The sequence below is a fragment of the Bacillus sp. FSL K6-1218 genome, from assembly GCF_038006445.1.
GTDB classification, from domain to species: domain Bacteria; phylum Bacillota; class Bacilli; order Bacillales; family Bacillaceae_G; genus Bacillus_A; species Bacillus_A thuringiensis_S.
The window spans coordinates 3,505,424-3,527,829 of the sequence record NZ_JBBOVE010000001.1 but is presented as its reverse complement, the minus strand read 5'-3'; the positions used below and the strand labels follow the sequence as shown (position 1 = coordinate 3,527,829).

The window sequence follows — 22,406 nt, the reverse complement described above, 5'->3', positions numbered from 1 at the left end:
TAAGAAGGAGTGGCTGTCTGTATGAAAAAAGCAAAAGAAATAGCTAAATGCGTTGCGGTAGCGTCCGTTATTATGTCTGGATCATTTAGTTTACAAGCAACATCTGCATTTGCAGATTCTAAAGGAACTGTAGAAAATCTTCAAAATGGTGGGAAGGTCTATAATAGTTTTAAAACTACTTATGACATGAAGCAGAATATCAAAAATTCGATAAAGGTTTCTTTTATTGAGGATCCTTACGCAGATAAAAAGATTGCAATTGTTACCACTGATGGTAGTAATATAGATGCTAAATATACAGTTAATAGCGGGTACTATAACGCAGGCTTAAAATGGCCATCAGCTTATCATACTGAAGCAGAAATAACAAGTGGTGATAGTGCTCAATTCCATAAAGCTGCCCCAGTTAATACAATGACTTCAGCAAAGGTCACTTCTGAGGTAGGGTATACACTTGGTGGAAGTGTTAAAGTAGGAGTAAATGATAAAGGGCCAAATGCCGATGCAAGTATCACAGGTAGCTTTGCTTGGAAAGAAAGTGTATCTTATGATCAAGTAGATTATAAAACGGTATTAGAGACTCACACAGATAAAAAATTAAATTGGAAAGTAGGATTCCAATCATTTAATTTCCCAGAGTGGGGAATTTATAATCGTGATTCATTCAATACTTTCTATGGTAATCAACTATTTATGAAATCACGTAGTTATAATGAAGGAACGAATAATTTTGTTTCAAAAGATACAGTACCAGCTTTAACAGGATATGGTTTTTCTCCAAACGTAGTAGCGGTTATTACTGCTGATAAAACAGAAACTACATCAGATTTAAAAATAACAAATCGTAGAATTTCAGATCAGTACAATATTGAGTGGGTAAGTTCAAAATGGTGGGGAACAAATAATAAAGATACATATAATGAATTCTTTACGAACCACTATAAATTAGACTGGAAAAACCATCAAGTTACTCTTGATAACCAAAAAGCCCTTGAAGAACAAATGAATAGTATCAACAGCGTGAATGATAAACTTAACAAAGGAAAAGGGAAATTATCTCTTTCAATGAATGGAAATCAACTCAAAGCTACGTCTAGCAATGCTGGTTATGGTATCAGTTATGAAGATAAAAATTGGGGTATCTTTGTAAATGGTGAAAAGGTCTATACTTTTAATGAAAAATCAACTGTAGGCAATATATCTAATGATATTAACAAATTAAACATTAAAGGACCTTATATCGAGATTAAACAGATCTAGTCAGAAAATGATGAACGATTGATGGATAATTATCTCATCAAGATACGAGTATACTAGTTTATCCCGCATTAACGGGCAGCCCGATTGGTTCAACTAATAATCAGTGGGTGATGAACAAAACCCCCACTGATTAAAGTTTCACTTTATTTTAAATCTATATAATGTAATGAAAGGACCAAAGTTTATCTATAAAATGGATAAACTTTGGTCCTTATTATGTTTTTATTCGCACACGAAATTAAGATGAAATTAGATGTTTTTTGTCTATTCTTTTACTCAATTAGAAAAGAGCGTAAAGTATTTGAAAGCTATTGATGCTACACAAGGGGATATTGTTTAAAGTAATCAGAACTTCATCGGTTGTTAAGTTACCACTTTAAATATATAATTAAATTTCATTAAAAAGATACTCTATTCAAAGTCCTTATTGGGTTTTTGAAGTGAAATATATACTATTTGAGGTGTGTGAAATGGGGAAATCTCGAGAGCAGACGATGGAAAATATCTTAAAGGCTGCTAAGAAAAAATTTGGAGCGCGTGGCTACGAAGGTACGAGCATACAAGAAATCGCAAAAGAAGCGAAAGTGAATGTTGCTATGGCTTCTTACTATTTTAATGGGAAAGAAAACCTATATTATGAGGTATTTAAGAAATATGGTCTTGCTAATGAGCTACCCAATTTTCTTGAGAAGAATCAATTTAAACCTATCGATGCCCTTAGAGAATATTTAACGGTTTTTACTACACATATAAAAGAGAACCCTGAAATTGGATCATTGGCATATGAGGAGATTATTAAGGAAAGTGCACGATTAGAAAAGATTAAACCGTATTTCATAGGTAATTTTGAACAGTTAAAAGAAATATTACAGGAGGGTGAAAAGCAAGGAGTTTTTCATTTCTTCTCCATAAATCATACGATACATTGGATCACTTCTATTGTTTTATTTCCCAAGTTTAAAAAGTTTATTGATTCTTTAGGGCCAAATGAAACGAACGATACAAATCATGAATGGATGCCAGAAGACTTAGTGGACAGAATTGTTACTGCATTAACAGATAAACCTAACGTGTAAATTATTCAGTATTTACGAATTCTATTATTACTATTTAAAGCCTAATTTCTCAATGTATTGTAGAGAAATTAGGCTTTTTTCAACACGTTATTAAGGTTTTTATAGTTCAAGGACTCAGGTTAATGATTATATTTTCAAGTATTCGTTTTGAGCTACATAGATATAGTTTTTGTTGCAACTGTTTGTTGAAATGCTTTATCATGCTCAACAATAACCATTGTGGGATTAAATTGTTGAATAAGTTCTTCAATCTGCATACGGGAATAGATATCTATAAAATTTAGTGGTTCGTCCCATATATATATATGGGCTTTTTCACATAAACTTTTAGCGATAAGCAGTTTTTTCTTTTGTCCACCAGAATAATGAGATATATCTTTCTCAAATTGAATTCGGTCAAAGTCCATCTTACTTAGGATGGATTTAAATAAGGTTTCATCAATCTTGTGCTCTTCAATGAAGTCTGATAGCGACCCCTTCAAATGAGAAGTATCTTGTTGAACATAGGAAATGATGAGTCCTGTACCTAAAGTAACTAAGCCTGTATGCTGTATCGGATGTCCTAGAATTAGTTTTAGGATACTACTTTTTCCGCTCCCATTCGTTCCATCAAGTACAATTCGGTTACCTTGTTCAACTATGAAGCTAATCGGCTCATTCACAATTTGGTCATTGTACTTAACGGACACGTCAACCAAAGTAACCAATTCATTTGATTTAAATTGCAATTGTTCCAATTTTAATGACTCAGTTTTTTCCACATTTTTTAGTAATTTTGACTTTTCCTCAATAGCTTTTTGTTGCCTTGATTCAAGGTTTTTTGCTCTTTTCATCATCTTGGCTGCTTTATGTCCTACAAACCCCTTATCCAACTTAGAGCCTGAATTCCTCGTTCCATTTTTTGAAGCTTCCACGTCATGAGACCAACTTGCTGAACGCTTGGAAGACTGTTTTAATCTCCCTATGTCCTTTTGTAGACGCTCATTTGTAGCCTTCTCGTGCTCTTGCTGTCTATCAAAATTTAACTTCCAAGAAGAATAGTTACCACTTTGAATTTCAATATTTGCTCTATTAATAGATAGGATATGGTCAACGCACCCATCTAAAAAGATTCTGTCATGTGAAATTAAAATAAATCCTTTTTTCTTCCTTAGATAATTAGAGACTATCTTTCGTGCATCTGTATCTAAGTGATTTGTTGGTTCATCAATTAATAGGAATTGACCCGCATTTAAAAACAGTGCAGCAAGCAACACCTTTGTTTGTTCCCCATTTGATAATGTTTTAAATGGTCTGTACATGACCTCAGCATCAACATTTAAATAGGATATCTCACGTAGAAATTCCCAATCTGCGGCTTGGGGGCAAATTTCTTCAAGGATTTCATGAGTGAATTTGTTCCTATCTGAAACAGAGTAGGGGAAGTAATTGAATTCTACCGAAGCAAGGATTTTCCCGCTATACTCATAATTCCCTAACAATAAATTAAAGAATGTCGTTTTACCTCGTCCGTTTCTACCAATAAATCCTAGCTTCCAATCCGTATCTATTTGGAAGTTTACACTTTCAAAAATATTATCAAAGCTACCTGGGTATGAAAAAGTTAAGTCTTGGACCTTTATCATTGACATAATAATTCCTCCTTTATATATCGAAACGTTTCATATAAAGTCGGAACATCCATCCATTTTTTAATTCCTCTATATAAGTTTGATGGATATTAACGACTTATATAGAGCATTACATGTGTAACAATAGTGTCTGAAGTACTCATTTTTCTCGCTCCTTTATTTGTGAAGTACATTTAACAATTAGTAAGTTTCAACTAAGCTAAACGGGAATAAAAAAATCCCCCAATTTGTAATCGGAAGGATTAGTCTTTCGTCTATACTTAATAAGTACTTATTAATCATTTGAATCATGACAAATAAAGTATGAACTGAATTTTAAAAATGGATAGACTAACCCTATATTTTGTAGTTTGAAGTTATAAAATTCAACTTAAAATATAAATTAGTTAATCATTATTCATCCATCATTCCTTTCATAATTCTATTTTTAGAGTAACATTCTTTTTAGGGAGATGCAATATTAGCTTCAATTTCATCTAATCCTAGATCATTTATAATTCTTTGAGTAAGGAGATAAAATTTTACCTCTCTTTTTATAAACATCAAATTTTTGTTCAATAGGTCATGTCTTTTGTCCGTTAAAAAGGGAGGATATGAAATTGACATCAACCTTTGTCGTAACTATAATAGTTACAGTTGGTTCCGTAAACTAATTCGAATTGCTATGTTAATGATAGTATATTTTCATTCCTTTTTAAGTGTGACAGGTAGCAACTAACTATAATCCAATAGAGGATTAGATTATATCTCATATTTAAAGAGTGGATAAGTTGTACCCGCCAAATTTACGATGCGCAAATACTTAAAAAACTACATTTTTCAGCTTACCCTTTTTGGAATCCTCAGTATTGATAATTGTAAACATCTACAAAAAGTTAACAAGACTGTTGTATGTAGAAAGAAATCTTTTAAAAAGGTCATAATATGGATAATAGGTAGCACACATTTAAATTTAGTAGGAGCTGTGCCACTATCAAGACATTTTTTAATAAAAGTATAGAAAAAACTCAAGAAGGTGAGTCCATTGCGCAAACATGCATATATGCAATTTTATGTATTGATATTGGCTTTAATAGCTTATATAAGCTTTTGCTTTATATTTATATTTGTTTTTCCAAGTCTTTATTTCGTATCAGATTTTAATATCCGACTATCATCTTTAGTTGTTGAAACTACTGTATTTATCTCACTACTGTATTCTATATTATCCAGAAAAATTAAGTTAGGAGTATTCTGGGTTTGCATTATTATTGCGATAGGGTGTTTCTTGATAGGGAATTTCATATCTACTTTTCAAGTACTTAATGTAGAATTACCAATAAAAAATTTTAATATCTCTGATGTATTTTTGTTGCTTTTCTTATTCTTCTTTCTCTTTGCGTTCTTTTATAAAATCATGATGGAATGTAATAAATGGGAGAAAGCATATTTACTTTGTGATTTATGCATTGTTGTTACTGCTATTTTTACATTAGAGTGGTATTTATTTAATAAACCTTCTGCAAATATCTTATTCTTATCAATTGGAGATGTTTTTCTCTCATTTATTTTTCCGATTATAGATTTATTGCTTCTATTACTTGGAGTTACACTAAACTTTCGACCTGCTATTTTCAATGCAAAAAGCAAATTGTATATTTTTATCCTAGTATTAACTGGATTAGCTATTACGGACTATTTGTATTTTTACTTACAAGGCGATTTGTCAGAGCGTTCAGTTATATTTTTAAGGTGTTTGTATAGAGTTTTCCTATTATTTATTGCTATTGCTGCTACAATTCCAAAGGATGCTTCTTCTAAAAGAAATTATTTTATTATTAATCCGACATTTGGAGAGAAACTTCTTGGCATATTCCCTTATCTTGCAGTTGCAATCTTAATTGGCTTTACTTTGAAAGAGCAAACGTCTTCAGCTACATTGATTACGGGAAATTGTATTGCTTTTGTATTTGTACTGATTCGTCATACAATTGTACGAATGCAAAACAAAGATTTAACTGAAACATTAAAAGTGTTTAATAATCAATTAGAACAAACAGTATCTCAAAGAACAAGGGATTTAATAAACAAATCTAATGATTTGGTAAAAAATCAAGAAAGATTTAAGTCATTATATGAGTATCATCCGGATCCTATTTTAACGATTGATTCAACTGGTATCGTATTAAATATAAACCAGGCTGGAAGTATGTTATTAGGAAAAGACAGTGCTGCATTAATAGGGAAAGAGTGCTTCTCTATTTTTTTAGATGAAGATAAATCTGAATTGGAAGCGGCTATAAAGAAAGGGAGACGATGTAGTTCATCTTCACTACAGTTGCGTGTGAAAAATAACAATGAGAAGGACATGCTGTTTTGGTATGTCACTATAGTTCCTATTATGATAGAAGGTCAAACTTTTGGGAGTTATGTAATGGTAAAAGACATAACGAGGATGAAACAACAACAGGATGAGATAAATTACCTTGCATTCCATGATACGGTGACGGAGATTGGAAATCGTATATTCTTCCAACAAGAATTAGATAGATCCATTAAGCGTGTGCAAAAAACACAGGATAAATTTGGGCTCCTGTATATTGATTTAAACCGCTTTAAGACTATTAATGATACACTGGGCCATTCCATTGGTGACAGGGTTTTAAAAGAAGTTGCCAAACGTTTTAGGACATGTCTTTCACCGACAATTCCTCTAGCAAGAATAGGTGGTGATGAGTTTGCAATCATTGTCCATAACCAAACAGAGCAACAGCTATTGAATTTGTGTAAAACTCTATTTCTTATAACTGAAGAACCATTCGTAGTAAATCAGCATAGTTTTTACTTATCTCTTAGTATAGGAATAGCAGTGTATCCATTTGGAGGAATAAATACTACTACACTTTTACAACACGCTGATATCGCTATGTATAGCGCAAAGGAAAAAGGTAACAATGCTGTTTGTATGTATGACGAGACATTATCTCAAAAAGTAACCCGTCGATTACGATTAGAACAGGATTTACCAAATGCAATTGAAAATAATGAGTTGTTTTTATTGTATCAACCACAAATTGACAGTAAGGAAGGTAAGGTTATTGGTGCAGAGGCTTTAATACGTTGGCAACATCCAGAACTTGGGCTGATTTCTCCGTTTGAGTTTATACCTATCGCAGAAGAAACGGCGCAGATTATTTCAATTGGGAAGTGGACGTTACAGAAAGCGTGTCGACAACTGAAAGAATGGCATTCTGCGGGCTTTTCAAATCTAAAGATGGGGATAAATTTATCAGCTATAGAGTTTGAACAGAAAGATTTTGTTCAAACCATTATATATACCATAGAAGAGATAGGAGTACCTGCTAATTCGATTAATTTGGAATTAACAGAGCGAATCGCCATGGTAGATGAAAAAGAAACTTTATCAAAGTTAAAAGCATTAAAATCATTTGGTGTACATTTATCAATTGATGATTTTGGTACAGGTTATTCTTCATTAGCGTATTTACCTCTTTATCCAATTGATACTTTGAAAATTCCAAGAGAATTTGTTAATAGGATTGGAACTTCTACTGATGGAGGTGAAATTATACAAACCATTATTTCACTTGCTCATACTTTAAACATGAAAGTGATAGCAGAAGGGGTAGAAACGAAAGAACAATTAACAGTGTTACAACGTAATGCATGTTATCTAATTCAGGGCTATTACTACAGTAAACCTGTAAATGAAGATGAATTTATTGGTTTTTTAAGTACAATACAAAATGAATAAATGAAAAATCAGTATATGTATGAAATAAAGTGAAAAGAGGTTCTATCCATATGGATTTGAACGTCTTTTCACTTTATTTTCAGTAGTTATGCAGCAAGGTTTCAGCCTTTGAAAGTAAAATAAGTATCTATATTCCTTGTATTTTGGGCTAATGGGATATGAGGTGAAAGTTGCTTATTGTGAAAAAGAATTAGGGACAGCTTGTATATTCTTAAAGCAATCTGAAAAAGGATTAGCAGTTTGTATGGAATTAGGAAATGAAGAGTATGTATATCATTTCAATATTTTACGTTCTCTTAATGAAGATGAAGCAATTAAACTCTTAGAAGAAGTGAAAAAAGTATTTCTTACTTCGAAAAGCAAGGTTTATGGGATTTCGTAGAAGAATATGCAGATCTAAAAAAGGAAGAAATTATACAATAATCACATGCTATCATTTTTAATAGCTAATTAACAAAGGGACTCCAATTATGGAGTCCCTTTGTTAATGGGGTAATGCTTTGGTTTATCTAATTATAGCAATATTTGTAAAAAGTGTAAAGGGGTCCTAGTTTGGAGGGGGAATTATTTAATCTTTTTTATTTAATAAAAGGGATAATATTTAGTTATCTGCGCTTCTTAATTATGTTTTCTATCACAATTTGAAGTGAATTTCAGTTAATCTTATTTATTTTATAGGAATTATAAGTTATACTAAAAGTAGGTGCAAAATGTACCATTTGAAAAAGAGTGAATTGCAAAAAGGAATCCGTAAAGGATTCCTTTTTTGTTTTTTTGAAAATGAAGCAATGTTCTAATTATCTCATTCATTTTTATGAATACGCTGCGATCTTATAAACTAAAAAGGCTTTTTTTGAAAAGTGCCATATTCCTGTAACAAAACAAAGGTATGTTATGTGTGTTAAATATAAAGAGAAAGAAGGAAAAGTTGTGAAAAAAATTTTGCCAATTGTTGCGTTATTAGGCATGATGAGTTTTGGAGTACAGGAAATGAATGTAAGAGCTGATACATACCACAAGGGCGATTCGAAAATTAGTTTTTGGGATTCGAAAAGAAAGGGTACTAATTTCATGAATAGTACGTCATTACCTGAAAACTATAAAAGTGCAAAAGAAGCTAATATTGAATATGTACGTTTAGCACCTGATAAATGGGCAAAAGATAAAGATTTTCTATTTGAGGATAAACCAGATACTTCTGGAAAGGATTTTCTGATAGGTAATGCAGATAACTATCAGGGATTAGTAAAGGAGGATTTAGAAAAATTAAAGGCGGATTTAGATGCCGCACAATCACAAAGAATGAAAGTTGTTCTTACAATGTTATCTTTACCTGGTGATCGATGGCGCCAATTTAATAATAACAAGAATGACGACAGAATATGGGAAGAAGAGAGGTATCAAGAACAAGCAAGTCAATTTTGGAAAGATCTTGCTTTGGAGCTAAAAGATCATCCCGCAGTGATTGGTTATAATATTATAAATGAACCGCATCCAGAAACAGCTAAAAATAATAGATATAATGATTTTTGGACGGAAGATTACGAGAAATGGTATGCAAAAGTAAAAGGAACGACAGCTGATTTAAACAGATTTTATGAAAAGGTGATTAACTCCATTCGTGAAGTGGACAAAGAAACACCGATTATTTTAGATTCAGGTTTATATGCTACTCCATGGGCCTTTAAATATTTAAAACCAGTAGAGGATAAAAAAACACTATACGCATTTCATATGTATGAACCATATGAATTAACGAGTCAAGGTGAAAAACAAAATAAGGAATATCAATATCCAGGATTAGTAAAAGTAGGAGATTTAGAGAAACCTGTAATGTGGAATAAGCAGGGATTAGAGAAATTTTTGAAGCCAATCCAACAATGGTCTAAGAAAAATCATGTATCATCTAATCGAATTATTGCAGAGGAGTTTGGAATTAACCGTACTGTTCCGGGAGCTACTCAATACATGCAAGATCTTATTTCTATCTTCAACCAAAAAGGTTGGCATAAATCATTCTATGCATTCCGTGAAGACACATGGACAGGGATGAATTATGAATTGGGAACAGGAAAAATAAAATGGGATGAAGAGGGTAAACCGGTGCCTCAAGATAATTCACTCTGGGAAGTAATAAAAAAAGATTTACAACCACATAAATAGTTTAGAATATTTGTCCTAAGGACTAAATGTAAGCATCTAATTCAAGTAGAATTAGATGCTTTTTTTCAAAAAAGGTGGAAGCTTAAACAAATGTAGTTGCAATTGAATTAACCTTTAAATTGAAAAAGTTTTATGAATTTTTTGTGAGATTCCAACCCTTAAATGTTGAAAATTATTTACTGATTTCTCCAATTGGATATATTTCTCCAATCGGATGGAAGTTTAGAATACAGAATCAAAACATAATAAGCTGTTATCGATGAGTTTATCGTAAAGTTGTTATTTAATGTGTCATCAAATAACATTTATATACAATAATACATAAAGCAAAGGAGATGTTTATGAAAAAATATAGAGTAATAGATACAACTTAAATAGTATGAATAGTTTAGATTGTAAAAACATGAAGAAGAAAACAAAAAATCCTTAAGAGTACTAAGGGAAAATGAAGGAGATAATATGGGGAATAATTCAAAACATAAAACTAGAAAAATACTTGCGGCTACTGCTACAGTAACTATGCTTGCGACTGGAATGATTTCTTCATCGGATGTCTTTGCGGAGCAAAAGGAGCAGCAAAAAAGTTTATCGACATCACTGCAAAATGAAAAGTCAGTTAAATCAGAAAATAGAACATTTACAGTCCCAGGAAAAGGGGATGTTGAGGTACTGAAACAACAGGAAAGAAAAAGTATGGCATTTAGTCCATATGAACCAACTGGTTTATATGCAAAGCCAAATGAACAAATAACGATTAATGTAGAAGGTAATCAAGATATTCAGGTATATATTGGAACGTATTCGTATGATGCTTCTTGGAGAGAAGATTCTAAGATAAAATCATTTACATTAAAACCAGGTATAAACACAATCCAATCTCCAAATGGGGGGCTGATTTATTTTTATAATAAACAACAAGGTGGTACCATTCGAACAACAATTACAACAGGCGGAATGGCTACGCCTTTCTTTGAACTAGGAAAGCATACGAAACAAGATTTAATTAACATGCTGGACCAATATCCAAATGCACATGCAGTGGAGTTAAAAGGAGAACGTGTATTAATTACGGCCAGCCCTGCACGTATTAAGAAATATTTGTTGGGTTCTAATACAGATCCTGTACAACTCTTAAAAAAGATGGATGAAGCTACTCGAATTCAAGACAAAGTAGCTGGATTATCTGAAGAACAAGTAGATAAACATTATGTTCATTACGTAGAAGAAAATCATTCTCCCGATTATTATATGTATGCGACTTCTTATCGAACTGCATATGTAGGAGATGCAATCCAATACGTGTTAGATATTAATAAATTTATAACAGATGGCTGGGGCCCTTGGCATGAGGCAGGACATTTGAGACAACAATCGCCCTGGAAGTTTTATAATATGACAGAAGTACAAAATAATATATACAGCCTTTCTGTAGAAAAAGCATTTAATCAACCATCCAACTTAGAGAAAAGTGGAATTTATCCAAAAGCATTTCAATATCTAGAACAAGTGAATAAAAATTATGATGAAATTAGCGATGTTTTTGTAAAGCTTGTTATGCTTTGGCAACTACAGTTAGCGTATGGAGAGGATTTCTATCCTAAATTGCATCAATTGTATAGAGATATGCCTTCAAGTGAACTTCCACAAACTGATGAAAATAAAAAACAATTATTTATGATTTCAGCATCAAAAGTAGCCAAACAAAATTTGATTCCTTTCTTTGAGAAGTGGGGATTACGTCCAAATAATGATACCATTCAAAAAGTAGCTGCATTAGGATATCCAATTTTAACAGCAGAGATTTGGAAGGGGACGGATTCTAATCCAATTAAACCAGATATGCCTAATGAAAATAATATTTTAGAAGGAAACCAGTTTGCATGGTCGCTGAAAGGGATTGGAGATTTTGAATTCGCAAAAGTAAATTTAAATAAATCAACAGAAGAAATGCAAATTGATCTAAAAGCAGGTGTACCACATAACTACTTTGATAGTACATATGCAAGTATTAAAGTGCAAAACACATCAGGTAAAGTAGTATATAACAAGGAGTTTTATGGGAATAAACAGCAAAATGCTGGAACACAAAAAGTTTCAGTAAAGACCGGCGATTTTATTGAGCTTACACATTTAGAAGGCGGAGAGAGGGCAACATTAATAAATTTAGATAATAATAAACGTGAAAGCCTTGATAAAAAAGTAATGTATGAAGTTACAAAGGATGGCCTGAAAAAAGTAAATCAAATTGTTAATCCGAAACCAGATACAGAAGCTCCCACACAGCCACAAGGATTATATGCAAGTAACCTTACTTCTAACAGTGTAGAGCTAAAATGGAATCCTTCTACAGATAATATAGGTGTAAAAGAATATCAGGTATTACGAGATGGACAATTGATTCAAACCGTACAAGGAACGACATTTATTGATCAAAACTTAACAGCTAATAAGGAATATAAATATGCAGTGAAGGCTGTAGATGAAGCTGGAAATACATCAATTCAAAGTGAAATTCTTCCGGTAAAAACCAAAGATCAAAATGTATCTTATGAAAAATGGGATCCAAAGAAGGCATATATAAAGGGCGATAAAGTAGAACATCAAGGGACAGTGTATGAAGCGGTTCAAAATCATCAAGGAAATGGTGACCCGAATTGGATATTTGCGTTATCTTTATGGAAACCACTTACAATCAAATAACATGTAAGAATCAGATGTGAAGATAGAACAACAAAAAATTGGGGCAGTATTTTAAAGATTTACTGGATGTTGCTTGAATTTTGATAGATTTCTCTACTAAGTTATTATTCAATAATAAAAATTAGAAAAGGATGTAGATTAGTGATTAGTCAGAAAACGAAGACAAGATTTAATAAAGTTATTATAATGACCGCAGCATGTAGCATGTTTTCTATGTTTGGAACGTCTATTTTACACACTAAAGCTGCAACACATTCAGCTGCTCCAGCAGTTTATGTGAGTCCCCAAAATATACCTGCCTCAGATATTATTAGTATAGACTGGTCACCAGTTCAGACACCACCTTATACGTACTGGGCTGTACACAACTGGAATGCAGGTGGTGAAGCTGGAGGATATGCTGGTTTTCAACAACAAAGTGGGTTTGATGAAAATGGAAAACGTACTTTACATTTTGCTTTATGGGATCCAATTTCCTCTAAAGAAGCAATAAAGGCCGAATACTTATCTCCGAATTCGCAAGCTGGACCCTTTGGAGGAGAAGGAACAGGAATGAAGGTTCAAACAACTTATGGTTGGAAAGACTACAATTGGTACACAATGACAATGCGTTCATGGCAAGAAAATGGTCATACTAAATTTGGACAATGGATGAAAGATGTAACAAAGAATAAATGGCATCAAATTGCAATTATGGACTTTCCGGTTGCTAATGCTGCATTTAATCATGGATTAGGAATGTTTCAAGAAGACTGGGCTGATAGTGGACAGAATGTTCGAGAAGCGCGCCTAAAAAATGGTTATAGCCGAAAATTAGTTGATAAACAATGGAGTTCTTGGAATAATCAAAGTATTTCTGGAACGCATGATAATACTTATCAATATGATGGAGGATCTACTTCAGAATATGTATGGGTCAAAGCAGGAGGTAATACGCAGTCTACTATTGGGTCAGGAAAAATATTCACGCTAAATCAACCTACTCAACCTGAAATAGGAAAACTAGATTTTGATATCCAATCTATATATTATGAAAATGAAAAATTAAATGTATCTTGGAAACTAAAAGAAAATAGTACACCGCAATTTAAGGGGAAAATTGAAATTTATAACAATGAAAATATGACGGGCCAACCTATGAACGTAATTAATGATATTAAATCTTATCAAAATGGAATCAGTCAATCTATATCATTACCAACAAATGCTTATGCAAAAATTGTATTAACGGATATATTTGATCAAACTGTTGAGAAAAAGGTACAAATCAAAAATGAGTCTCCAAACATTTTTGAAGGTAATGAATTTGCATGGTCGCTGAAAGGGATTGGAGATTTTGAATTTGCGAAAGTAAATTTAAATAAATCAACAGAAGAAATGCAAATTGATCTAAAAGCAGGTGTACCACATGACTACTTTGATAGTACATATGCAAGTATTAAAGTGCAAAACACATCAGGTAAAGTGGTCTATAACAAAGAGATTGATGGAAACAAACAGCAAAATGCTGAATCGCAAAAAGTTCCAGTCAAAGTAGGCGATTATATAGAGTTAACACATCTAGAAGGTGTACATAGAGCTACTCTTACAAATGTAGATAGTAGTAAACAAGAGAGCTTTGGAAAAAAAGCAATATACGAAGTTACAAAGGAAGGCCTGAAGAAAGTAGAAAAAATGCCAGAAGCAACAATTTTAGAAGGAAACAAGTTTGCCTGGTCATTAAAAGGATATAGTGATAGAGAAATTGCAAAAGTAGATTATGATAAAACGGTAGAAGAGATGAAGGTAAAACTAGAAGCAGGTGTACCACATTCCTATTTTGCTAGTACGTATGCGAGTATTAAGGTCCAGAATTCTTCTGGTAACGTTCTGTACAATAAGGAAATTGTGGGAAATAAACAACAAAATGCTGAAAGCCAAACTGTGCCCGTCAAGGTAGGGGATTACATTGAATTTACCCATATAGAAGGAGAAGCAACAAAGGAAAAAACGCGAGCAACTTTAATTAACCTTGAAAATAACAAAAATGAAACCATTGGAAAAACAGCAAGATATCAAGTTACAAAAGAAGGCTTGAAGAAAGTAGAGAAAATGCCAGAAACAACGGTTTTAGATGGAAATCAATTCGCTTGGTCATTAAAGGGATATAATGATCGAGAAATCGCGAAAATAGAATATAACAAAGCAACAGAAAAAATGCAGCTTAAATTAGAAGCGGGTATACCCCATTCTTATTTTACTAATACGTATGCAAGCATTAAAGTCCAGAATTTATCCGGTAATATTTTGTACAATAAAGAAATTATAGGAAATAGACAACAAGCTGCTGAGAGCCAAACCGTTTCAGTCAAAGTAGGAGATTGTATTGAGTTTACTCATATAGAGGGAGAAGCACAAAAGGAAAAGACACGCGCCACACTTACTAATCTTGAGAATAGTAAACAGGAGTATATGGGAAAGAAAAGAATATATCAGGTTACCTCTATGGGATTATTAATAAAGTCATAGATTTCACTACAAAAGTTAAATTATAAATTTATATATTATATAAAAATCTTAACCATTATATGCATTAAAAAATTCTCAAGAGAATATAGATTGGCGGGTATAGTATGAACATATTCAAAGGGCTTCTAATTTCATCAATTGCAATGACCACATTTGTAGGAACAGATCTAATCCTACAAAATGATAGTATTCATAATAAAGTTTACGCTGAATCTTATAATGTCACATACAAAGAAAGAGATTCACAGGAAGAAAGATTAATTGTAAAGTTTAAAAATCAAATTGACTTACCTTATGAAGATGGTATTGAGAAACGAATAAAAAATGGGGATTATGATAACAATTTAAAGAATTTATTTTCCGAAAATACAGAATTTACTTTGAATCGTCTGTTCTCATCTGTAAATCCGATAGAGATTGAAAAATTATCAGTACAATCTAAATCAGTTGCTAATGAATCAGCTAATAATTTATTAAATTATTATATTGTACAAGCTCCTAATAACATAGAAATAGAATTATTACTGAAAAAATTTGAAACATCTCCTCTCGTAGAGGAGGCTTATATACAAGAAAAACAAATTTTGACACCCCCTGAAATACAGTTACCAGATTTATCTGTTAATCCGTACGATGATCCTAGATTTCAAAATCAAGGATATCTTGAAGCGGCACCAAAGGGAATTAATGCCTCGCATGCTTGGAGCATTAAAGGTGGTGACGGGAAAGATACAACTTTTGTGGATATGGAATATGGATGGTTATTGAACCATGAGGATTTAGTCAATAAAAATATTAAGCTTATGTCGGGACAAAATATAAGCCAGCATAGAGCTCATGGTACTTCTGTATTAGGAATTGTTTCATCTGAAGATAATCAAATTGGAAATATTGGAATTGCACCAAAAGCAAATGTAAAAGTAATATCCCAGATCAGGGATAATGGAATTTATAATACAGCGGATGCTATTTTAAGTGCTGTACATAATTTACAAGCGGGAGATATTCTTTTATTAGAGGCACAAGCTTCGTATGATGGGTATGGGGATAAATATTTACCTGTAGAAGTACATCCAGATATTTTTGATGCAATTCGTGTTGGTGCAGATAAAGGGATTATTATTATAGAAGCTGGCGCAAATGGTTCAAACGACTTAGATAATTTTAAAGATCGTAATGGAAAAAAGATCTTAAATCGAAATAGTCCAGACTTCAAGGATTCAGGTGCTATTATGGTTGGGGCGGGATCATCAACTGTTCCACATAAACGTTTATGGTTTTCAAATTATGGAAGTCGATTAGATGTATATGGATGGGGAGAAAATGTTGATACAACATCAGCAAATCCAAGTCAAAATACTACAAATTTATATACATCAACATTTAGTGGAACATCAAGTGCTTCACCAATTATTGCTGGAGCAGCAACTTCGATTCAAGGTATTGCTAAAGAACATCGAGGTTCTCCTTATACACCAGCCGAATTAAGAAATATCTTAAGTAATCCGAATACAGGAACAAAATCTCAAGATCCGTGGAATGATAGAATAGGTGTTTTACCTGATCTAAAATCTATATTAGATAACTTAGGTTTTAATTCAGATATCCCGGACTCTTCTAGTATTTTAGAAGGAAACCAGTTTGCATGGTCACTAAAAGGAATTAGTGATTTCGAGTTTGCAAAAATTAATTTCAATAAGTCAACAGAAGAAATGCAAATCGACTTAAAAGCAGGCGTACCGCATCATTATTTTAATGAAACGTATGCGAGTATTAAAGTACAAAATGCATCAGGAAAAGTAGTATACAATAAAGACATTTATGGAAACAAACAACAAAATGCTGAATCGCAAAGAGTTCCAGTCAAAGTAGGAGACTATATTGAATTAACACATCTAGAAGGTATTCATAGAGCTACTTTAACAAATGTAGGTAATAGTAAACAAGAAAGCTTTGGAAAAAAAGCAATATACCAAGTTACAAAGGAAGGTCTGAAGAAAGCAGAAAAAATGCCCGAAGCTACAATTTTAGATGGAAATCAATTTGCATGGTCACTAAAAGGAATTAGTGATTTCGAGTTTGCAAAAGTTAATTTTAATAAGTCGACAGAAGAAATGCAAATCGATTTAAAAGCAGGCGTACCGCATCATTATTTTAATGAAACGTATGCGAGTATTAAAGTACAAAATGCAACAGGGAAAGTAGTATACAATAAAGACATTTATGGAAACAAACAACAAAATGCTGAATCGCAAAAAGTTCCAGTTAAAGTAGGAGATTATATTGAGTTGACACACCTAGAAGGTGTGCATAGAGCTACTTTAATAAGTGTAGACAGCAGTAAACAAGAAAGCTTTGGAAAAAAAGTCATGTACGAAGTTACAAAAGAAGGCTTGAAGAAAGTAGAAAAAATGCCAGAAACAACGGTTTTAGATGGAAATCATTTTGGGTGGTCTTTAAAAGGATATAGTGATAGAGAAATCGCAAAAGTTGATTATAATAGGACAACAGAGAAAATGCAGGTGAATTTAGAAGCAGGCGTACCACATTCTTACTTTAATAATACGTATGCAAGTATTACAGTAAAGAATTCGACCGGTAGTGTTGTGTATAATAAGGAAATAGTGGGAAATAGACAACAAACTGCTGAAATCCAAAAGGTGCCCGTAAAAGCGGGAGATTACATTGAGATTACCCATATAGAAGGGGAAGCAGTAAAGGAAAAGACACGCGCTACACTTATTAACCTTGAGAATAATAAACAAGAATATATAGGCAAAAAAAGAACCTATCAAGTTACTTCAACGGGATTAAACAAAATAGATTAACATGAAGAACCTTCTAATTATTAGTTAGATGCAAATAGTCGTTCATTATGAACGGCTATTTGGCTTTTATTTAAAGAAAAGTGAAATGAAAATACTCTCTCTTTTGTATATACTCTCCTTGCCATCAACTGCTACATTTGTTTATCAGGGGGAAAAAATTTTAAAAATGTGCTTGAGAATTGATAAATGTTTAAGTGTTATAGATTTGAGAAAAAAGAAACAGAATAGTAAGGTATTTATTGATAAATCCTCTCTTGTATTACAATATTTTACATATTTGGTATGATGTATATGAGTTCTATGTATATTAAGGGAGGAATGGGAATGAAGAGGTTCATAACATGTGCAAGTGGTAATACAATCTCAAAAAAGTTAGTTTTAATGATGTTGCCGATGGTTTTAATGATATTGATGATTACACCATCGAATGATGTATCGGCAGCCAATCTATCAAAAGCAGGTTCACTAAAAGGCGTGAATTTATTTAATGGAAGTTGGACAGTTGCTATACAGGCAGCAAATTTACAATATGTTTCTGCTGAGCCTTTGGGAAATGTAATAGCAAATCGTAATGCAGTTAATGAATGGGAGAAATTTGAATTAATTCCGACTGGGGAATTATATACGTACGCTTTAAAAGCTAAAAGTAATGGGAAGTATGTTTCGTTTGAGCCAAATGGTAGAGTAGTAGCAGATCGTACATCAATTGGTGCATGGGAAAAGTTTATCTTATATAATGGTGGAGACAATAGGATATATGTATTACAAGCACTAAGTAATGGTAGATATATATCAGCAAATGGTGGTAGAGAATTAACAGCTACTAGTTATGTAGCTGGAAGCTGGGAAAGATTTGTTATTGTATACTTCTAAACTTTGAAGTGTTATATACCTAAATGACAATAGCATGTTTAGTTTGTATAAATACCTAATACAATAAAGTGTTAAGTATGTAATACAAGTGTATATTAACGTGTAAAAGGGCTGCAATAATTAGCGGTCCTTTTTGCATGTTAAATAAGGACTTACTGAGGTTATAATGAAAAGAAAAAGAACCCTATAGGGTTCTTTTTCAAGGCATATTAACAGTAAGGAGAATCATGAAATGCTACTTCAAATCTTTATTAGGGGAAAGATTTTGAATAAGCTTAACATACATCTATTTTTACATAAATGTAATATATAGTAAATTGATAATGTTTATACTTACTATTACTAATATTCAATTAAGATAGTTAACACTATTTGTATAGTGTTAATGAAGTGCATATTTAGAAAACTAATAATGGCCACAAGTTGGTTATATATGTCTAATATTATATTTTATTTGCTAAAAGAGCTTAGAGATATATCATTTTAAAAATTAATTAACATTTAAACAATTTTAACTGAAATTGGGTGTGTATTAACTAAAAGTAAATAAAATAAACAAAGACCCTGTAATAAATACAGGGCCGGATACAGGGTTAAGGGAACGCATAGTTTCTTAAAATCATAATAGCATATATTCTTTGTATAGCTACATGAGGATTTTGACAGAATTAAGAACAAGGCAGAAATCTGTAAGAAAGCAAATATATTGCTGGAAATTTGATTCGAAATTAAACTATAGGGCATATTGAAATAAATGGAAACTCTTGAGTACCGTGATTAAATATGAGGTTTAGATTAGAGGGATAATTGGATCTTACTGAAAAGGCAAAATGTTTTTTAGATTAAAAGAAGAAAAGACATTTTTGGGTGCCTTTTCTTTAGGTAAACAGTTTACATATTGCTGAATTATACACGAAACCATAATTCGACTATGAAGTAAATCTTAATATAATCCTAAATGATAAAATATGTAATATTATATTTGAGTTTTTAATTATTTTATTGAATATAGAGTAGCAATGTAAATAAAAGGGCATGCATTCGTATCTGCAGCCCTTTTTAGGAGGAATTCAAGACACCAATAGGACACGTATTGGTAAACAGGTTCAAAAATAGTATATGTGAAAAGAAAAAGTCCTATACCAAAAGTAGACAGGACCTTATTTTTTACATTTTCAAAAATGAAATTCTGTCCTTTTTGAAATTAGTACAACACACACTTGGTTTGTAATAAAGTTAGAAAAAGTATACATGAAAATGGCAGACAACTATTTTGTTGCCTGCCGGTGCCAGTGGGTTGAATGAGTTAGTCAATTCAATAAATTACTACCCGATTACCAGAAGAGTGAAGCCGCTAGTTCAAACGGCTTAGACATAGTTTTCTTAATAAAGAAAAAATTATGAGTAAAGATTTTGTTTGCTCTATATGAAAAGATAAATAGGTATTCATCAGACAAGGATAATTTAGCATACCTTGAATAGGGTGAAGGAACGAATTAAAGAAAAGGATTTTTGTTTAGGAAGGGACTGACTCAGGAATGGGACTTTCGGACAGGGTTTGGGGGGCGATGATTGCCTTTGGCATTGCGACTAATATCATTGCTTGTATGATGGCAGTATACATTCAAAAATATGAGCTAATGATAAATCATCTTACAAATATTTTATTTTTAATAATTATCTCTTTAACGTTTATTAAGATGAAAATGAACAAATGGGTGGCTTTAGGATTTACATTTGTTGTAATAGAGAAAGGTATTAAGGCGGGATATGACTTCTACACACATGATTATTATGGTGTCAGTTGGAGTTTAGCTATCATTGTCTATTGCATATACGAGATGAAAAAGTATCATATTGAAATAAATGAATAGTCGCAACAATAAGATGTTAGTAGGCGTAATTTTTTTAATAATATAAAAAAGACACTGCAAGAGTGTCTTTTTTTTGAAAATACTCTATAATTAACTTTGGGGAAGGTAATGTTAGAGTATTCGTTTAGCATTATCTTTATATTTGATAAACCATGAAATCGAAAGATTTTGTGGTTTATTTTTTGAACAATAGATATTACAGTATTGGCAGTGAGCTATTGATCATTTTAAGCATTAGGAGAGAATGGATTAAAAGTCTAACATCGAATAACGGTTCCGGAATATAGTGTTGCGAAATGATCTCCCATATCCCAAACGGTACTTGCCTGTATATAGCCCTTAAAGCCTTCTGAAGAATAATAAATCTCTTTTGGTATACTTTCTTTAGTTTGGAAATGTGCTTTAGAGTACTTTACATAATGGTTTTTAACAACTTTTACATCTGGAACAATAGTGTTTTTTTGTTCCAATGTTGGCCTAGCACTAGAAGGTGATATGAATTTTACAGTGTCTTGGTAATTAGGATCTAAGGTGTCAGCTTGTACACTGTGTGACGAAACAATTGTGCTTAAACTACTTCCCGCGATTAAAGTTGCAAATACTAACTTTGAGAATTTTGTTAATCTACTCATTTTATAATCTCCTTTTTATTATTTTGTAAGGTATCTCCTTACAACTCACAGTCTATATCCACTACAAAAGGGTGTACATATATATTGATAGACAAAATTCTACAAAATACAGCATGTTTTTAGGGTTTATGTATAATAATCCAATGTCTAATAATCTATCAAAAGTAAAAAGGTAGGTCTTATATAAAAGAAAATGAATAATTTATGCAGGTAATGTATATGGAATTATTGTTTAAATATTCTAAAATGAGTTGATAAAGATGTTGTAGGTTTTTTGGAAAACAAATAATTCCCTAGGTGAAATTTGAAAGGAAGATTCTCTGTTAGAGTTTTTTATAAGGGAATTCATTTTCGTAGATTCAACATGTAAAAATAACTAAAAGAGCAAGTGTTTCAATGGGTAAAAAGCTATGTTGAGTCTTTTTTCTCTGTTGGTGGTCGTCTAATCAATGAAATGACGGATGCTCATGATAATTTGTGTCTAGCAACATTCGTGTATAAACGAATGAATTAAGAAAAGGGCGAAATATTGGATAACTCGAAATAGATGCCTTTAAGTAATGTTGAAGATGAGGAGGAAATTTGGGCAGAACATTAAAGCAAAGAATAGGTTTAGAAAATACCTATTTTAGATTTGAATAATCAACAAATAAGGGAAGCACCAACTCTAAGGTGTCTTCCCTTATTTAATACTTTTTATCAATAATCAATATTAACAGAGCCTAAATAAAAAAGTGAGAAAAATGATAAACATTCTTCTCACTTTCATCAATTAGGGTGGCATATACATAAATATGCGTTTGGGTAGATTTTTGAATGAAAAATCCACATGCATAGTATAACAAAAAAATAGAGCTTTTCGCATGTAATATTGCATATAAAAAATAGCAAAGCTTTAAATTTTAATATTACGAACTTATATATACGTGTTACAATGTAATTCTCTAATTTATTTTATCCAGCTATTTAGAATTTATGTTTTAGTTAATTTATTATGGTAAGAATTTCATCCGATTGGATTAGCGCTAAACTAGATCTTTATCCAAACAAATCCAATAATTATTTTTTAAATGAAGTATATGTTGCATCCAGTTTATTTGGAATAAT

12 protein-coding genes are annotated in these 22,406 nt (G+C 32.0%); 10 read left to right on the top strand and 2 right to left on the bottom strand.

All coding sequences use genetic code 11. The annotated features are described in order from the left end of the window. Positions 1–21: 21 nt before the first annotated feature. Positions 22–1,260 (top strand): hemolysin II HlyII, encoded by a 1,239-nt coding sequence (gene hlyII, locus MHI26_RS17880; RefSeq protein ID WP_061667739.1) that lies wholly within the window; start codon positions 22–24, stop codon positions 1,258–1,260. Between the two features lie 470 nt (positions 1,261–1,730). Further along, positions 1,731–2,336 carry a hemolysin II regulator HlyIIR gene (gene hlyIIR, locus MHI26_RS17875; protein ID WP_061667740.1) on the top strand — a complete coding sequence of 202 codons (606 nt, stop codon included), beginning with the start codon at positions 1,731–1,733 and terminating at the stop codon, positions 2,334–2,336. Between the two features lie 152 nt (positions 2,337–2,488). On the opposite strand, the gene MHI26_RS17870 is transcribed toward hlyIIR, so the two are convergent. Beyond that, positions 2,489–3,967, bottom strand: coding sequence for an Lsa family ABC-F type ribosomal protection protein (locus MHI26_RS17870; protein ID WP_000061803.1), 1,479 nt, complete (start codon positions 3,965–3,967; stop codon positions 2,489–2,491). A 1,024-nt stretch (positions 3,968–4,991) separates the two neighbouring features. Between MHI26_RS17870 and MHI26_RS17865 the strand changes: the two genes are divergently transcribed. From MHI26_RS17865 to MHI26_RS17830, 8 genes are all read left to right on the top strand, one after another. Further along, positions 4,992–7,721, top strand: a complete 2,730-nt coding sequence (locus tag MHI26_RS17865; protein WP_061667741.1) for a sensor domain-containing protein — start codon at positions 4,992–4,994, stop codon at positions 7,719–7,721. Between the two features lie 151 nt (positions 7,722–7,872). Beyond that, entirely contained in the window at positions 7,873–8,103 is a 231-nt protein-coding gene (locus tag MHI26_RS17860) for a hypothetical protein (protein WP_003308601.1), read from the top strand. Between the two features lie 512 nt (positions 8,104–8,615). Continuing rightward, positions 8,616–9,884 (top strand): glycoside hydrolase family 5 protein, encoded by a 1,269-nt coding sequence (locus MHI26_RS17855; RefSeq protein WP_061667742.1) that lies wholly within the window; start codon positions 8,616–8,618, stop codon positions 9,882–9,884. Between the two features lie 459 nt (positions 9,885–10,343). Further along, a complete protein-coding gene (locus tag MHI26_RS17850; protein WP_086790624.1) occupies positions 10,344–12,584 on the top strand; it encodes a M60 family metallopeptidase in 2,241 nt (746 codons plus the stop codon). A gap of 141 nt (positions 12,585–12,725) precedes the next feature. Then, a complete protein-coding gene (locus MHI26_RS17845) occupies positions 12,726–15,092 on the top strand; it encodes a putative mucin/carbohydrate-binding domain-containing protein (protein WP_097960498.1) in 2,367 nt (788 codons plus the stop codon). Positions 15,093–15,196: 104 nt separating this feature from the next. Next, positions 15,197–17,920, top strand: a complete 2,724-nt coding sequence (locus MHI26_RS17840) for a putative mucin/carbohydrate-binding domain-containing protein (RefSeq protein WP_061665799.1) — start codon at positions 15,197–15,199, stop codon at positions 17,918–17,920. 324 nt (positions 17,921–18,244) lie between these two features. Continuing rightward, positions 18,245–18,793: a fascin domain-containing protein gene (locus MHI26_RS17835; protein ID WP_000819406.1), complete on the top strand. Its 549-nt coding sequence runs from the start codon at positions 18,245–18,247 to the stop codon at positions 18,791–18,793. 1,538 nt (positions 18,794–20,331) lie between these two features. After that, positions 20,332–20,667, top strand: coding sequence for a hypothetical protein (locus tag MHI26_RS17830; protein ID WP_000524426.1), 336 nt, complete (start codon positions 20,332–20,334; stop codon positions 20,665–20,667). A 257-nt stretch (positions 20,668–20,924) separates the two neighbouring features. On the opposite strand, the gene MHI26_RS17825 is transcribed toward MHI26_RS17830, so the two are convergent. Then, positions 20,925–21,299, bottom strand: coding sequence for a hypothetical protein (locus MHI26_RS17825; protein WP_000088966.1), 375 nt, complete (start codon positions 21,297–21,299; stop codon positions 20,925–20,927). Positions 21,300–22,406 lie beyond the last annotated feature (1,107 nt).

What these genes read in the sequence shown, in the direction of transcription:
- hlyII (WP_061667739.1), top strand. Translation starts at nt 22, where the DNA reads ATGAAAAAAGCAAAAGAAATAGCTAAATGCGTTGCGGTAGCGTCCGTT.
- hlyIIR (WP_061667740.1), top strand. Translation starts at nt 1,731, where the DNA reads ATGGGGAAATCTCGAGAGCAGACGATGGAAAATATCTTAAAGGCTGCT.
- MHI26_RS17870 (WP_000061803.1), bottom strand. Translation starts at nt 3,967, where the DNA reads ATGTCAATGATAAAGGTCCAAGACTTAACTTTTTCATACCCAGGTAGC.
- MHI26_RS17860 (WP_003308601.1), top strand. Translation starts at nt 7,873, where the DNA reads ATGGGATATGAGGTGAAAGTTGCTTATTGTGAAAAAGAATTAGGGACA.
- MHI26_RS17855 (WP_061667742.1), top strand. Translation starts at nt 8,616, where the DNA reads ATGTGTGTTAAATATAAAGAGAAAGAAGGAAAAGTTGTGAAAAAAATT.
- MHI26_RS17850 (WP_086790624.1), top strand. Translation starts at nt 10,344, where the DNA reads ATGGGGAATAATTCAAAACATAAAACTAGAAAAATACTTGCGGCTACT.
- MHI26_RS17840 (WP_061665799.1), top strand. Translation starts at nt 15,197, where the DNA reads ATGAACATATTCAAAGGGCTTCTAATTTCATCAATTGCAATGACCACA.
- MHI26_RS17835 (WP_000819406.1), top strand. Translation starts at nt 18,245, where the DNA reads ATGAAGAGGTTCATAACATGTGCAAGTGGTAATACAATCTCAAAAAAG.
- MHI26_RS17830 (WP_000524426.1), top strand. Translation starts at nt 20,332, where the DNA reads ATGGGACTTTCGGACAGGGTTTGGGGGGCGATGATTGCCTTTGGCATT.
- MHI26_RS17825 (WP_000088966.1), bottom strand. Translation starts at nt 21,299, where the DNA reads ATGAGTAGATTAACAAAATTCTCAAAGTTAGTATTTGCAACTTTAATC.